Source organism: Acinetobacter sp. USHLN143 (assembly GCF_037145695.1).
GTDB classification, from domain to species: domain Bacteria; phylum Pseudomonadota; class Gammaproteobacteria; order Pseudomonadales; family Moraxellaceae; genus Acinetobacter; species Acinetobacter fasciculus.
In genome coordinates this window covers 1-13992 of the sequence record NZ_JBBCWZ010000009.1, presented here as the reverse complement: position 1 = coordinate 13992, position 13992 = coordinate 1, and the positions used below count along the sequence as shown (strand labels likewise).

At 43.5% G+C, this 13992-nt stretch carries 17 protein-coding genes; 11 read left to right on the top strand and 6 right to left on the bottom strand.

From position 1 onward, the window contains the following. The first annotated feature begins 53 nt into the window (after nt 1–53). Both WFH18_RS04240 and WFH18_RS04235 read left to right on the top strand, forming a co-directional pair. Complete coding sequence (locus WFH18_RS04240) at nt 54–794, top strand: histidine phosphatase family protein (protein WP_004646730.1); 741 nt, start codon at nt 54–56, stop codon at nt 792–794. A 238-nt stretch (nt 795–1032) separates the two neighbouring features. Then, complete coding sequence (locus tag WFH18_RS04235; protein ID WP_004646731.1) at nt 1033–1158, top strand: hypothetical protein; 126 nt, start codon at nt 1033–1035, stop codon at nt 1156–1158. A 161-nt stretch (nt 1159–1319) separates the two neighbouring features. On the opposite strand, the gene rpsT is transcribed toward WFH18_RS04235, so the two are convergent. Next, nucleotides 1320–1589, bottom strand: coding sequence for a 30S ribosomal protein S20 (rpsT, locus tag WFH18_RS04230; protein ID WP_004279868.1), 270 nt, complete (start codon nt 1587–1589; stop codon nt 1320–1322). Between the two features lie 214 nt (nt 1590–1803). Between rpsT and WFH18_RS04225 the strand changes: the two genes are divergently transcribed. The 5 genes from WFH18_RS04225 (at nt 1804) to WFH18_RS04205 (ending at nt 6719) form a co-directional block, all read left to right on the top strand. After that, nucleotides 1804–2469, top strand: a complete 666-nt coding sequence (locus WFH18_RS04225; RefSeq protein WP_004646732.1) for an NAD(P)H-binding protein — start codon at nt 1804–1806, stop codon at nt 2467–2469. A 12-nt stretch (nt 2470–2481) separates the two neighbouring features. Next, nucleotides 2482–2991, top strand: coding sequence for a ribonuclease E activity regulator RraA (rraA, locus tag WFH18_RS04220; protein ID WP_004279866.1), 510 nt, complete (start codon nt 2482–2484; stop codon nt 2989–2991). Nucleotides 2992–3108: 117 nt separating this feature from the next. Next, entirely contained in the window at nt 3109–3891 is a 783-nt protein-coding gene (locus WFH18_RS04215; protein ID WP_005263051.1) for a glutathione S-transferase N-terminal domain-containing protein, read from the top strand. A 222-nt stretch (nt 3892–4113) separates the two neighbouring features. Then, on the top strand, nt 4114–4797 hold the full coding sequence (locus tag WFH18_RS04210) for a response regulator (protein ID WP_004646734.1): 684 nt from the start codon (nt 4114–4116) through the stop codon (nt 4795–4797). After that, complete coding sequence (locus tag WFH18_RS04205; RefSeq protein ID WP_004646735.1) at nt 4797–6719, top strand: sensor histidine kinase; 1923 nt, start codon at nt 4797–4799, stop codon at nt 6717–6719. Before WFH18_RS04210 ends, WFH18_RS04205 begins: the two co-directional genes overlap by 1 nt. Nucleotides 6720–6798: 79 nt before the next feature. Here the strand turns inward: WFH18_RS04205 and WFH18_RS04200 are convergent, their stop codons facing one another. From WFH18_RS04200 to WFH18_RS04190, 3 genes are read right to left on the bottom strand one after another with little or no spacing between them, the layout of a single operon-like run. After that, the gene (locus tag WFH18_RS04200; protein ID WP_004646738.1) at nt 6799–7968 is read right to left on the bottom strand and encodes a ribosomal protein uL16 3-hydroxylase; all 1170 of its coding nucleotides are present in this window, start codon (nt 7966–7968) and stop codon (nt 6799–6801) included. Between the two features lie 29 nt (nt 7969–7997). Further along, nucleotides 7998–8591 (bottom strand): Maf family protein, encoded by a 594-nt coding sequence (locus WFH18_RS04195; RefSeq protein ID WP_004646739.1) that lies wholly within the window; start codon nt 8589–8591, stop codon nt 7998–8000. Further along, nucleotides 8591–8974: a DUF2237 family protein gene (locus tag WFH18_RS04190; RefSeq protein ID WP_004279857.1), complete on the bottom strand. Its 384-nt coding sequence runs from the start codon at nt 8972–8974 to the stop codon at nt 8591–8593. The genes WFH18_RS04195 and WFH18_RS04190 overlap by 1 nt, the downstream gene beginning before the upstream one ends. A gap of 139 nt (nt 8975–9113) precedes the next feature. On the opposite strand from WFH18_RS04190, the gene WFH18_RS04185 reads away from it, so the two are divergent. From WFH18_RS04185 to WFH18_RS04170, 4 genes are all read left to right on the top strand, one after another. Beyond that, the gene (locus WFH18_RS04185; RefSeq protein ID WP_004646740.1) at nt 9114–10301 is read left to right on the top strand and encodes a phosphoglycerate kinase; all 1188 of its coding nucleotides are present in this window, start codon (nt 9114–9116) and stop codon (nt 10299–10301) included. Nucleotides 10302–10455: 154 nt separating this feature from the next. Then, nucleotides 10456–10734, top strand: coding sequence for a hypothetical protein (locus tag WFH18_RS04180; RefSeq protein ID WP_004646741.1), 279 nt, complete (start codon nt 10456–10458; stop codon nt 10732–10734). A gap of 119 nt (nt 10735–10853) precedes the next feature. Beyond that, a complete protein-coding gene (gene fba / locus WFH18_RS04175) occupies nt 10854–11891 on the top strand; it encodes a class II fructose-bisphosphate aldolase (RefSeq protein WP_004279853.1) in 1038 nt (345 codons plus the stop codon). Between the two features lie 85 nt (nt 11892–11976). Further along, on the top strand, nt 11977–12831 hold the full coding sequence (locus WFH18_RS04170) for an EamA family transporter (RefSeq protein WP_004646742.1): 855 nt from the start codon (nt 11977–11979) through the stop codon (nt 12829–12831). Here WFH18_RS04170 and WFH18_RS04165 read toward each other — a convergent pair. Then, nucleotides 12794–13021, bottom strand: a complete 228-nt coding sequence (locus WFH18_RS04165; protein ID WP_004646744.1) for a hypothetical protein — start codon at nt 13019–13021, stop codon at nt 12794–12796. The two genes, WFH18_RS04170 and WFH18_RS04165, sit on opposite strands and share 38 nt — an antisense overlap. 106 nt (nt 13022–13127) lie before the next feature. Further along, nucleotides 13128–13781 (bottom strand): oxygen-insensitive NAD(P)H nitroreductase, encoded by a 654-nt coding sequence (gene nfsB, locus WFH18_RS04160; protein WP_004646745.1) that lies wholly within the window; start codon nt 13779–13781, stop codon nt 13128–13130. Nucleotides 13782–13992: the final 211 nt, after the last annotated feature.

Genomic DNA, 13992 nt, shown 5'->3' with positions numbered 1-13992 from the left:
GAGCGTGTTATAGTGGTGCTTAACCTATTACCAAATCCAGAGTTGGCTGTAACGTGTCCCTGAAACTGCTTCCACCGAGTATGTTGAGTGCAATTGATTTATTGCCCGATGTACAGACGCCTGTCACCTTATTTACACGGCATTCGATTCGTGAAGAGGTTCCGGGTCAAGGTTTGGCAGGCTATGATCTGCAACTGACCAATCAGGGGCGGGATCTGGCGCAGGAATGGGGTGCTTATCTGGCTGATCAAACTGATCGTGTGATTCATCACTGTATTTCAAGTCCGATCCAGCGGTGTATTGATACCGCTGCATTGATGATTGAAGGGGCAGATGCGGTTACCCCTGAGCAGAATACCCATCGTATTGAAATTATTGAACAGGGACTTCTGATGGAGCCTGGCAGCTTTGTGCTGGATATTCAAAAAGCTGGGCCTTATTTTGCCAAGCAGGGTGCACTCGGTTTTATTAACAGTTTTGTCAATAATGCCTTGCCTGGGATGAAACAGCCGATTCATGGCGTGGTGGATGTACTGGAACTGATTTACAACACCCATCCACAAAATAAATATGGGCTGAGTTTGGCTGTCAGCCACGATACTATTCTCGCAGCGATGATTGCAGTGATGTCAGGGCGTCAAGACGTCAGTCGGGAAGACTGGCCAAAAATGATGGAAGGTCTGTTTGTCTGGTTTGAAGGTGATGTGTTTTTGGAGTCCAAACTGAAATGGATCTGGCGCGGTCAGGTACATGAACTGGATATTGCTGATTTTAAACGTTCCCAACTTTCTTAAATTAAATTGATCTATTCAAAACTCAATTGTTCACAGCAATTGAGTTTTTTATTGGGGAGTTAGAAATTATAAAGATGGTGGGGCGTTTCATATTGATCATTCAATAAAGTTCAGGCTAAAACGATAAAAATAAATTTTAAACTGCACCTTTTACATTTATAGGGTGAAAATTCAATAATGTAAGTATAAAAATTATCTATGCTTAATAAATATAGAAATATTCATCTTGAGGAAAATTATGAAAGTTATCACAATTTTTAGCCTGATCGCGATTTTGGGTTTAACCGCATGTCAAAAGCGGGACACTGACAATACGAAACAGGATAAAACCACTTCGCCATCCTCTATGGATAAAGATCAATAATCTAAAAGAGAGGGAGATTCAGGTTTTTATCTCACAGTATCGCATTGACTGGATGAGTGCTGTCTAAACAAATTATTTTTCTGAATGAGTCATTATATTTTTTAGTTTCTTCAAATTCCAGACACAAAAAAAGCCCTAAAAAGGGCTTTTTTCATTTGCGATTAGTTAGAAGCTAGTGCTTTAACTTGCGCGTTCAAGCGGCTCTTATGACGAGCTGCTTTGTTTTTATGGATGATGCCTTTGTCAGCCATACGGTCGATTACTGGAACAAGCGATTTGTACGCTTCAGTAGCAACTGCATAGTCATTAGTGCTGATAGCAGCTAATGTACGTTTAAGATAGGTACGAACCATAGAACGCAAGCTTGCGTTGTGTTTGCGTGCTTTAACGTTTTGACGAGCACGTTTTTTAGCTTGAGCAGAGTTTGCCACTCGTGCACTCCTTGAAATAGATTGGTCTGGGCGGGCTGAAACTCAACTGAAAACCAACATCAGAGGAATTATCACCAGCCCGTAAACAAGTGCCATATTTTGATTAAACTAAGCACCGAAGTCAAGTCTTGACATGCTTTGACAACATTTTAGATGCAGAAAAATTCTAAAGAAAACGTTAGATTAGTATTCCACCCAGGAGATCGTATAAAAAATGACTAAATCACTGACTCATCCCATCGTGATAGGTGCCACTGGCTTGGTGGGAAAACAACTGATAAAACGTTTGCAAGATGAGCCGACTTGCCAGCAGATTACTGCAGTGGTCAGAAAACATCAAAATGATCTGGATGCTTTGGATAAAGTTCAACAACTGGTACTGGAAGATTTCCTGATGTTGAATGATCAGGATGTCAGCAAGCATAGCCATGGTTTTAGCTGCCTGGGCAGCACCATGAAAAAAGCCGGATCCAAACAGGCATTTTATAGTATTGACTATACCATAAATGCTCACTTTGCAGAGCTGTTACAGCAAACCTCAGCCCATTATCTTTTGCTAAGCGCAATGGGTGCCGATTCCCAATCGCATTTTTACTATAATCGGGTCAAAGGTGAACTGGAAGAATATATACAAACATTGTCCTTGGACAGAATCAGTTTGATTCGACCTTCATTGCTCATTGGTGAACGTCCAGAGCAGCGTTTTTTGGAAGATATCGCGCAGCAGGTTTACCACAAAGTATCGCGTTTTATTCCGGATAGTTTTGCGTATAAGCCAGTGACAGCCGAGCAGGTGGCTCATACTATGGTCGAGGCCGCGCTAACTCAGACGGTAAAATTTGAAATTTATGATAATTTACGCATACAAAAAATGAAATGAGGGGAAAACACCGTGTCTACAGCAGCATTTGTTACCTGTGACTTGTTAGATGATCATCCAGAATTAGAGCTTCAGGTGGTGACACCTTGCCTGGACGGTAAATTTTTTAAGAGTTATGGGGCGCGCAAAACCTTTGGCGGTCAGATTGTGACAGTAAAATGTTTTGAAGATAACTCGCGGGTGAAAGAGTTGTTGGCCACAGATGGAACAGGCAAGGTCCTGGTCGTAGATGGCGGTGCATCCATGCGCTGTGCCTTGATGGGTGACCTGATTGCAGAATCAGCGGTAAAAAATCACTGGAATGGCGTAATTATTTATGGTTGCGTTCGTGATGTCGATGCGATTGCTGAACTTGATCTTGGTGTGCATGCATTGGCGGCTATTCCGCAAAAGAGCAACCGCAAGGGTGTGGGTGAAGTTGATATCTCTCTCTGTTTTGGTGGTGTCACGTTTAATGCAGGCGAGTATGTCTATGCAGACAATAATGGTATTGTGGTGTCTAAAACAGCATTAGTGGCTTAATCGGCCGGAATCTGCATTTCTGCATGAAAGAATAACAACAAAACTTATCTGTACCCTGAAAGACAGGATGCCTAGATTCTGTCTTTCATTCATATAAAACAAAAATAGGAAAATACTATGTTGAGTCATCAAATTAAAGTTGTACAAGCTTTGGCCTCTTCAATCGCTGAAGGTGGACGTGGGATGGTGGGTACACCGTTTCCAAATCAGCCTGAAAAAGCCTTGAAGCTCTATGAATACGAGGGTTCACCATTTTGTCGTCGGGTGCGTGAAGTCATGACCTTGCTAAATCTGGATTATGAAGTTTATCCATGTCCACGAGGGGGTACTCATTTCCGTCCTGAGGTGCAGCAATTGGGTGGAAAACTGCAATTTCCTTTTTTAGTTGATGAAAATACCGGTGATCGACTCTATGAGTCTCAGGATATTATCGATCATCTGTTCAAGCATTATGGCAAAACCGGCAAAACTCCCAAGAAATATGCTCACTATCCTAAAATTCCAGTGGCTGCAATTGCGGGAACCGTCCTCAATGGTTTACGCGGCGGAATGGTGATTCCCAAGATTAAGGATCGGCCAACACCTGAACTGTTATTAGAATTATGGGGCTTTGAGGCCAGTCCTTATACCCGAATTGTACGCGCCGTTTTGAGTGAACTGGAAGTGCCGTTTGTTTTTCATAATGTCGCTAAAGAGCGCTGGCAAGATTATGGACCGGCCAAATTGCGTTTAAAACCGGGAAAATATGAACCACTACCAGGCGGTAAGCGTGAACATTTGTTTGAAATGATGGGAAATAATATTCAGCTTCCCTATCTGGTCGATCCAAATACAGATACCAAAATGTTTGAATCGGCTGAGATTGTGAAATATTTAAAACAGCAATACGGTACTGCTTAAAGTAGACAGCTCGTATAACTTCAAAAGATTTTCTATCTTGAACTGCCATCTGCTAAACAGATGGCATTTTTTATGTCTATGATATGGAAAACGGGCGTAAGCGTTTCTCGCTGCTTAAAACTTCAGATAATAAAAAATAAATAAATCATGATTTTTAGTGTGATTTTGTTTATATTTTAATCTTAAAGGGGATATATAAAAATAAATATAAGGGGCGTGCTTATGACAGCATCGGAGGCAGTCTTGCCAGTACCAGTATTAATCGTTGAAGATGAATATGTCATCCAGCGCCGTTTAAAAATCATATTAAGCAATCTAGGTTATCAGGATGACGTTCTGTTATTTGCCAATACGGTGAAAGAAGCATATGCCGTTTTGCAGCAACAGCCGATTGCACTGGCCTTAGTAGATTTGGGTTTACCAGATGGAAGTGGGATTTCAATTATTGAAAAAATCCGCGAACAGGACGCACAAGCGTTGATTCTGGTGGTGTCTGCCTGGAGTACCCAAGATAGCCTGTTTAGGGCAATTCAGGCCGGTGCGACCGGTTATGTGCTGAAAGAACGGGATGATGTTGAAGTCGCCTTGGCTATTCGCAGTATTTTGCGTGGCGGTGCACCGATTGATCCCTTTGTTGCCCGTGAAATTTTAAAACAGATTTCTATTCCCACCATTTCAGGAACAGTAGAACAGAACAGGCCAGCTGCGGATCAGGAAACGCTCACACAGCGGGAGCAGGAAATCCTGTCCTTGGTTGCGCAAGGTCTGAGTAATCGTGAAATTGCCGAGCAGCTCTGTGTATCACGCTATACCGTCGAAAGTCATATCAAGCATATTTACCGCAAACTCTCGGTCAGTAAACGTACCAAGGCGGTCAGTACCGCACGGCATCTGGGAATTCTGTAATGTCATCTGCCTGTTCCAGAAGCAGCAAACGGCAGCGACTGAAATGGATCGGTGTTTTTGTCCTGTGCAGCTGGCTTTGCTTGTTCTGTAGTATCAGTCAGGCACAAAACCATTTTCAGATTAATGATCTTTGTCAGGTGAAGATCGAATATATTCAGAAGGTTCAGGCTCAGGGTCCTACCGAGATGCCGACATCGGGCTGGCAAAGCGTACGTTTGCCGGATAACTGGCAGAATAACTGGAAGAATTATCATGGGGGTGCCTGGTACAAGATTGTCTGGCGTTGGTCATGTCAGGACAATATTCGTCTTGCAGAACCGGTTGCCTTTTCTATTGATTATATTAATTCGGCAGGTGCCGTGTTCCTGAATGGTGACTTGCTTTGGTCTGACCGGAACTTGCAAGAGCCCTTGTCGAAAAGCTGGAATATGCCGCGTTACTGGGTTTTCCCGATTAGCGGTTTGCGTAAAGACAGTAATGAAATCCTGATTTATGTAAATGGCTACAGTTTCCAAAGCGCGGGCCTGGGCAATATTCAGTTTAATAATGTGTTGGTGAATAGCCAGCAGTATTTGGAAAAAATCTGGGATCGCCGTACCGTATTCCAGATCAATATGATTTTCTCTGCCACGATTGGGCTGATCTGTTTCATTATCTGGTTATTCCGGCGTTCAGAAACCACTTTTGGCTGGCTGGCACTCAGTTCACTGTTGTGGATTCTGTTTATTTCCAATGTCTTGACTACAGAAAATTTTCCATTTCACTCCACGATTTCGGCAGCTAAAGCCAATATGCTTTTTTTTATTGCCTATATCCATTGTTTTTGTCTGTATCTGATCCGCTTTGTAAAACAGAAATTTAAGCAGTTGGAGCGAGGATTTATTCTGGTCAGCGTTCTGTCCAGCTTACTGGTTATGATCAGTTCCTTGGATTATCTGGAGCAGGTACTGGGCGGAGTGTTTATCATCTATGTATTGCTCTTTATTAGTTGTACTGTATATGTCAGCTATCAGGCCATCAAAACCCGAAATGGAGAATATCTTTTCCTGACGCTGTGTCTCTGGGGGATTTTGCTGTGTGTAGTCATCGACCTGATCATGTTGAACCAAACCCAGGTCAATGAATTTTCACCTTTATCCCCCTATACCTCACCGATTATTACCCTGTTTGTCGTGCTGATTATGGGCACACGCTTGAATCGTAATGTCAGGAAAATCGAAAAATTTAATACCCAGTTAGAACGTAAAGTTCAGCAGGTCAGTGCCGACCTGAATAAAAGCCTGAGCGATAAACATCAACTGGAGCTGACGAATGTTCGTCTGCAAGAACGGATTAATCTGTCACATGAACTGCATGACGGGTTGGGAGGGTCTATTGTCCGTTCCATGATTCTGGTGGATCAAAGTAGCGAAACAGTTTCTAAACAGCAGTTTCTTTCCATGCTGAAACTGCTCAGAGATGATCTCAGACAAATCATTGACAGTGGTTCATCTATTGAAAATAAAGTCCCACAAACGCCGGTACTCTGGATCGCACCGGTACGTTATCGTTTTACCCAGCTGATGGAAGAAATGGGGATTGTAGTTGAATGGTCATTTCCAAAAGTCTGGCAGCGTGAACCGACGGCATTACAGTGTTTGACCTTGATCCGAGTAGTCGAAGAAAGTCTGACCAATATCATTAAGCATAGTCAGGCCAGTCAGGTAAAAGTCAGTCTGGAATATTCCCAGCCACATCAGCTTACTTTAAGCATTCAGGATAATGGCATCGGTTTCGATGCTGACATGGTGCAAAAAAATGGCCTGAGTATTGGAATGCGCAGCATGAAAATGCGGGTTGAGCGCATGGGAGGATTGTTCCAGATTGAATCTGAACAAGGAGATACGCTGATTCGTGTTGTATTAGAGCTGTATCAGCCTTAAGTAACTAGAATTTTAGTAGAAAATAAAAAGAGGATCATGTGATCCTCTTTTTATTATCGCTTAACGAGTCGTTAAACGCTTACTCGTCGTCAGCAGGTGGAACCAACATCAACACGGCTTCATTCAATAATGCTGCAACATCTTCCAGAATTTCTTCATCAGCGAAGTCTTCACTGAATAACAGCGCTTCACCATCTGCAAGCTGTTTGAGTTTTGCGGTAAATGTCTCAGAGATGCACACACCCTCACCATTTGCCCAGAACAGAACGTCGCCGTCCGTTTCAGTATAAAGCAGGCGTGACGCAGGTTCGAGCATCAGGCTATAGCCCTGATCGAGTGCTTCTTCCAGATCACCTGTACCGATTTCTTCTGCTTCAGGCAGGTTTTCAGGATATTTAGGTTCGGACATCAAGCTCATGATGGCATCTTCGAGAACATTGGAATTATGCAGTTGCTGCATGATGTGTTCTTTCAGATATTCCAGCTCATTGCTGCTCACTTCACCGATAGCACCGACTTGATCACGGATGATATCCAGCAATGGGTTACGCAGCGTTTCATTTTCAGAGAATTTATCCCCGACACGATCCATCATGTCACTGATATTTGGCATGCGGAAACCGAATGAATAAGTCAGGCAGTCATCTTCAGCCACGCCGTAATGAGCCAGACCAGGCGGCACATAGAGCAAGTCGCCAGGTGCCAGCACTTCATCAAAGTCCACTTCTATTTCAGGCAATAATTTAAGCGGTTGACCCGGAACAAATGGAGTTTCGGTATCACACATTTGCCCAAGCTGCCAGCGACGATGGCCATAGCCTTGTACCAGAAACACATCATAGAAATCGAAATGCTTGCCGACTGAACCGCCTTGCGGTGCATAAGACACCATGATGTCATCGCGACGCCATTGTGGAATAAATGGGAATTTTTTCCAAAGTGCCGACAGGTCAAATGAATAGTGATCTACAGCCTGAACCAAAAGTGTCCAGAGTTTTGGCATTTTCTGAAAATCTGCTTTGAGCAAAGGTGAAGATTTCACGCTCCATTGATTCGGATCACGATCTTTCTGCTTGATGAGACGGGCAGTGACATGTTCTTCAAGCGCAAGTTCCATCACATCATTGGGTTCAAGCAAACTGGCGATTTCAGGCATCGCATTACGCACCAGTAATGGTTTCTTTTGCCAGTATTCGCTAAGGAATTGTTCAGCGGTGATGCCGCCTAAAACGTCTAAAGGTTGAGACATAGATTACAGCCTGAATTTAAAGAGAGAGATTAAGGAACTAAAATTTTTAATTCACGAAGAATATTGCATAGCTTGATCATCGGCATACCCATCAGTGTGGTCTGGTCTTGCCCGGTCATTTCTTCAAACAGGCTAATTCCTAAGCTTTCACATTTGAAACTGCCAGCACAATGCAGTGGCTGTTCAATCTCGACATAGCGCTCGATTTCGGCCTGAGAAAGTTTACGAAACTTGACTTTATAGTGTTCGACCAGACTTTGTTCAAAACCCGTCGATTGTTGCTGTACACTGAGCGCCGTACTGAAATAGACAATCTTGTCCGAGTTAGCTTGGAGCTGGCGAATGGCTTTTTCAGTCGTTAACGGTTTACCGATAAAAATATCCGGTGCACCTTCACGCCATGCCACCTGATCCGAGCCGATCACAATCGCTTCAGGATTCTGTTCGGCAATATATCTGGCTTTCTCGAAAGCTAGTCGTTGTGCCAGATCATCTGCGTGATTTTCCCCGCGAGGAGATTCATCAATATCCGGTACCATGGAAATATAATCAATATGCAGACGATCCATCAGCGCTTTGCGGGTTTGACTGGATGATGCCAAAATAATCTGTACAGAATTCATTAGACAGCATATTCCTCAAGAATATTTAACGGCACATAAGCCAGAACAGCTTTGTGACAGGCTTGCAGCTTGATTGGAGGTGCTTGACCTGCTTCATAGGCTTCGACCCAGCGCGTTACGCAGATACACCAGAAATCGCCAGGTTGCAGGCCGGGGAAATCCAGTTCAGGCAAAGGCGTAATCAGGTCATTACCGACTTTTTGAGAAAAATTCAGAAATTCTGAAGTCATTTGCGCGCAAACCGTGTGCTGGCCCAGATCAGTGGTCGCAGTATGGCAAAAGCCATTGCGGAAATAACCGGTAATCGGATCGAAGCAACAGCTGGACAAAGGCTCACCTAACACGTTCAAACGGTTAAGATTTGGATCAGGATGTATCGACATAGGGACTGAATCTAAAAGAGGCTTTTTTCTATCATAACAAAACTTTGGCATTCATAATGTTTTCTGCAAAAGATGCTAACCTTTTTCTGCATAATCATTTAAAATCGCCTGGTTTTAATATCTATAAAGTGAGCTCTACATGAACTTTCAGCGTATGACTGACCTCGATTTAGCAGGTAAACGTGTTCTGATCCGTGAAGATTTAAACGTTCCTGTTAAAAATGGTGTGATCACCAGCGATGCGCGTCTTCGTGCAGCATTGCCAACGATTAAAGCAGCATTAGAAAAAGGCGCTGCAGTCATGGTGTATTCTCATCTGGGTCGTCCGGTTGAAGGTGAGCCTAAGGCTGAACAGTCACTTGCTCCTGTAGCGGCTTACTTGACTGAAGCTTTGGGCCAAGAAGTGAAACTGTTCACTGACTATTTAGATGGCGTTGATGTTCAGCCAGGTCAGGTGGTTCTGCTTGAAAACTGCCGTTTTAACGTCGGCGAGAAGAAAAACAATCCTGAACTTGCAGCAAAATATGCAGCACTTTGCGACGTATTTGTAATGGATGCCTTTGGTACAGCGCACCGTGCAGAAGCATCTACTGAAGGCGTAGCGCGTTTAGCGAAAGTTGCAGCAGCAGGTCCTTTACTGGCAGCTGAACTGGATGCACTTGGCCGTGCACTGCAAACGCCAGAAAAGCCAATGGTGGCGATTGTTGCGGGTTCTAAAGTCTCTACCAAGCTGGATGTTTTAACCTCACTTTCTGATATCTGTGATCAATTGATCGTGGGTGGTGGTATTGCCAATACTTTCCTTGCTGCAGCAGGCTATAACGTTGGTAAATCACTGTGTGAAAAAGACCTGATCGATACAGCAAAAGCCATTGCTGCAAAAGTATCAGTGCCACTTCCTACTGACGTTGTGGTTGCAGATGCCTCTGAAATCAACTTTGAGGATTTCCTGGGTTCATTGGCTGCTGCGAAAGCAACGGTGAAAAACGTTGCCGATGTTGCTGACAACGACATGATTCTGGATGTAGGTCCGGAAACTGCGAAAGCATTTGCAGAAATTCTGAAAACCTCTAAAACCATTCTTTGGAATGGCCCGGTTGGCGTATTTGAAGTCGATCAATTCGGTGAAGGGACTAAAACTTTATCTTTAGCAATTGCTGAATCGGAAGGTTTCTCGATCGCGGGTGGTGGGGACACACTTGCTGCGATTGATAAATATGAAGTGGCTGACAAAATTGGTTATATCTCGACGGGTGGCGGTGCATTCCTTGAATTCGTTGAAGGTAAAACTCTTCCTGCAGTTGCGGTACTATTAGAACGTGCTTAATTGCATGTCCTAAGCTAAAAAGCTGGCCCAGTGCCAGCTTTTTTTATGTCATTTTTTTGACAGTGAAAACTTACCCTTCATGGCTTCGTCATTAAAATGCAATAAATCTGTCATAAGATGCAGTAATTAAATCACCAAATGACGAGAATACGTGATGAAGAAACAGTTAACTATCGCAGTATTATTAGCAGCTTCTCTGGCACTGACTGCATGTGCAAAACAGGAAAGCACACCAGAAGCTGAAGCAGAAAGCTCGGCAGCAGTGGCGGATCAGGCGGTGACTCCAGAACAGCAAGCTGCCATTGATGCCATTGATCAGCCAATTCTAGACGAAAAAAATACCGATATCCCGGCTGAAGTTGCCAATGCACCAGCCGATGAAGCAACTGCAGACGAGTCAGTTGCTGCGACTTCAGAGCCTGTAGCACCTTAATCCGGTTGATGTGACACAAAATCCCTGCAAATGCAGGGATTTTTTTTAAATAGTGTTATTTGTTGCTGAATTGAAACCTTTGAACATGTAGAATATGTGGCATTCACTGGGAGGATATTATGGCTCTTATTTCATTGCGCCAGCTCTTGGATCACGCCGGCGAACATGCTTACGGCGTACCAGCATTTAACGTAAACAACTTAGAACAAATGCGTGCAATTATGCTTGCAGCAGATGCAACCAATTCACCTGTTATCGTACAAGCATCTGCGGGTGCGCGTAAATATGCAGGCGCTCCGTTCTTGCGTCACCTAATTTTGGCTGCAATTGAAGAATGGCCACATATTCCAGTGGTAATGCATCAAGACCACGGTACCAGCCCTGACATTTGTCAACGTTCAATCCAGTTAGGCTTTTCATCAGTAATGATGGACGGTTCACTGGGTGAAGACGGTAAAACACCAACTTCATATGAATATAACGTTGATGTGACTCGCCGTACAGTTCAAATGGCACATGCGTGTGGCGTATCTGTTGAAGGTGAAATCGGTTGTTTGGGTAGCCTTGAAACAGGTATGGCGGGTGAAGAAGATGGCGTAGGCGCAGAAGGCGTACTGGATCATTCTCAACTCCTGACTTCAGTTGAAGAAGCGCGTAGCTTCGTTGCTGATACCAATGTTGATGCGCTTGCAATTGCAGTAGGTACTTCACACGGTGCGTACAAGTTCACGCGTCCACCTACAGGTGATATTCTTGCGATTGACCGCATTAAAGAAATTCACGCAGCACTTCCAAACACACATCTTGTCATGCACGGTTCAAGCTCTGTGCCACAAGAATGGTTGGCAGTGATTAACCAGTATGGCGGCGACATCAAGGAAACTTACGGTGTTCCGGTTGAACAGCTGGTTGAAGCGATCAAACACGGCGTGCGCAAGATTAACATCGATACTGACTTGCGTTTAGCATCTACCGGTGCAATGCGTCGTATGATGGCAGAAAAACCAAGCGAATTCGATCCACGTAAATTCTTCAGCGCAACTGTAGATGCAATGAAGCAAATCTGTATCGATCGTTACGAAGCTTTTGGTACTGCAGGCAATGCAGACAAGATTCGCCCAATCTCTTTAGAGAAAATGGTGTCACACTATAAATAATTCCCAGTGAATCATTTATAAAAAAAGCCCACTGCAAATGTGGGCTTTTTTGTAGACTCATAAATATCAAGAATAAGAGCAGCATATGGAACTGATTTTCGCAGCAGCGCTATGCAGCGTTGCGGTCTCAATATTATTAAAAGTCGCCAAAAATAAGGGCTTGAGTCCGATACACATGATTAGCTGGAACTATATGACAGCTAGTCTCTTGTGTTTTTTCTGGTTTAAGCCTGATATTCAGCATATTTCAATGTCTCAGACGCCTTGGTTGCTTATTCTGGCTCTGGGTATTTTGCTTCCGAGCGTATTTCTGTTTTTGGCCAAGGCTTTGCAAACGGCTGGAATTTTAAAAACCGAAATTGCCCAGCGACTTTCTGTAGTTTTGTCACTGGCTGCAGCCTATTTCATTTTTCAGGAACAGTTTAATCAGCTGAAAATACTTGGGATCGCTTTAGGTATTGGAGCAGTGCTGTGCATCCTGTTTTCACATCGACAAAGTACAGGACAGAGCAGTCAGGGAATGTTGTATCTGGGCTTGGTCTGGGTCGGTTATGCACTGATTGATGTATTGTTGAAATATACAACCAGTCTGGGCCTCCAATTCGCGGTGGCGCTGAATCTAATGTTTGTTTGTGCCCTGATCATTTCGATGGGCTATCTGTTAATCAAATATAAAAGCTTGGGCTCGATGCAGAATATCGGCGCTGGTCTGTTATTGGGTTTCCTGAATTTTGCCAATATTGCTTTCTATGTCAAAGCCCATATGCTGCTTAAGGATTCACCTGCGATCGTCTTTGCTGGCATGAATATTCTGGTGGTGGTATTTGGTGTGATAGCAGGTCTGGTATTCTTTAAAGAACGGCTCAAACCTGCAAGTACTTTAGGATTACTGCTAGGCTTGACTAGTGTGATTTGCCTAGCTTATGCAATGTCTGCTTGACATAAGAGGATGCAAATTCAATCGGATGTCGGAGCAGGTCACCTGCTTCGGCCAGTCCAAGCAATAAACCGGACTGTTGGCAGTCTGGACAGTGCGGATAACGATGCTGTTGCTCTTTATAGTGCTGGAGATAAATTTTATCGCAATGATGGCATTCAAATTTCAGGGATTTGGATGTAAGGAGCGACATAGATGACCTCTATTGTTATTCTATTAGATGTAAATTAAATAAAGCAAAAAATAGGCCCGAATTGACATGGAAAGGGGCGCTTGACCCCTTTTATAGCATAAATTCCTTACAGTTTGGTGAAAATATCTTCAGCGGCAAGACGTGATTTAGGGAGTTTGGCATTGAAATCATTTTCACTGCGATAGCCTAAAGTCAGCAATACAGAAGGGATCAAACCCTGTTCTGCAAGTTGTAATTCTTCACTAATCATCTCTCCGTCAAAGCCGCCAATTGGTGTGGCATCAACCCCTTCAATTCCGGCAGCCAAGAGCATTTGACCGAGTGCAATGAAGGTCTGGTTTTCAGCCCAACGCTGAATATCACCTTTTTCATTACGATAATAATGAATATAACCTGCACGGGTATTTTTCTGACCTTCTTTGGCTGATTCATCTTTAAAACGGCCACTGAGATCATCGCGGTTCAATAAGTTTTCTAGATGCAACTCATTAATGTCGGCTTTGGTGCAGAATAAAATGGTATGTGAAGAATCCAGAACTTTGGGTGCATTGTAGGCATAAGTACCAACCAAGGCTTTGGCAATGCGCTGTTTGGCGGCATCATGATCGGCAATAAAAAAATGCCAAGGCTGAATATTGATCGAAGAGGGTGCCAGACGCAAAATTTCTAACAAGCGTTCAAACTGTTCTGCTGGGATTTTCTTGCTAGGATCATAGGCTTTAGTGGTATAGCGGGTCTGTGTGATCTTGAGTAAATCCATCAATGGACTCCAATCTTTTTAAATAAACAGCGAGTAGAAGTTTTAAATATATACATTTTTCACATCCCCTGATTATTACAATAAAAAAGCATCAGGCAAATGTTAGCGGCAGTGTAAAAATGACCCCCTAATGGCATTTAAAAACTGACCCCCTTGGTTAATATAGCGGTCATTTTGGACTGCTCAACATGTTAACTTTGGAGCAAGCAGT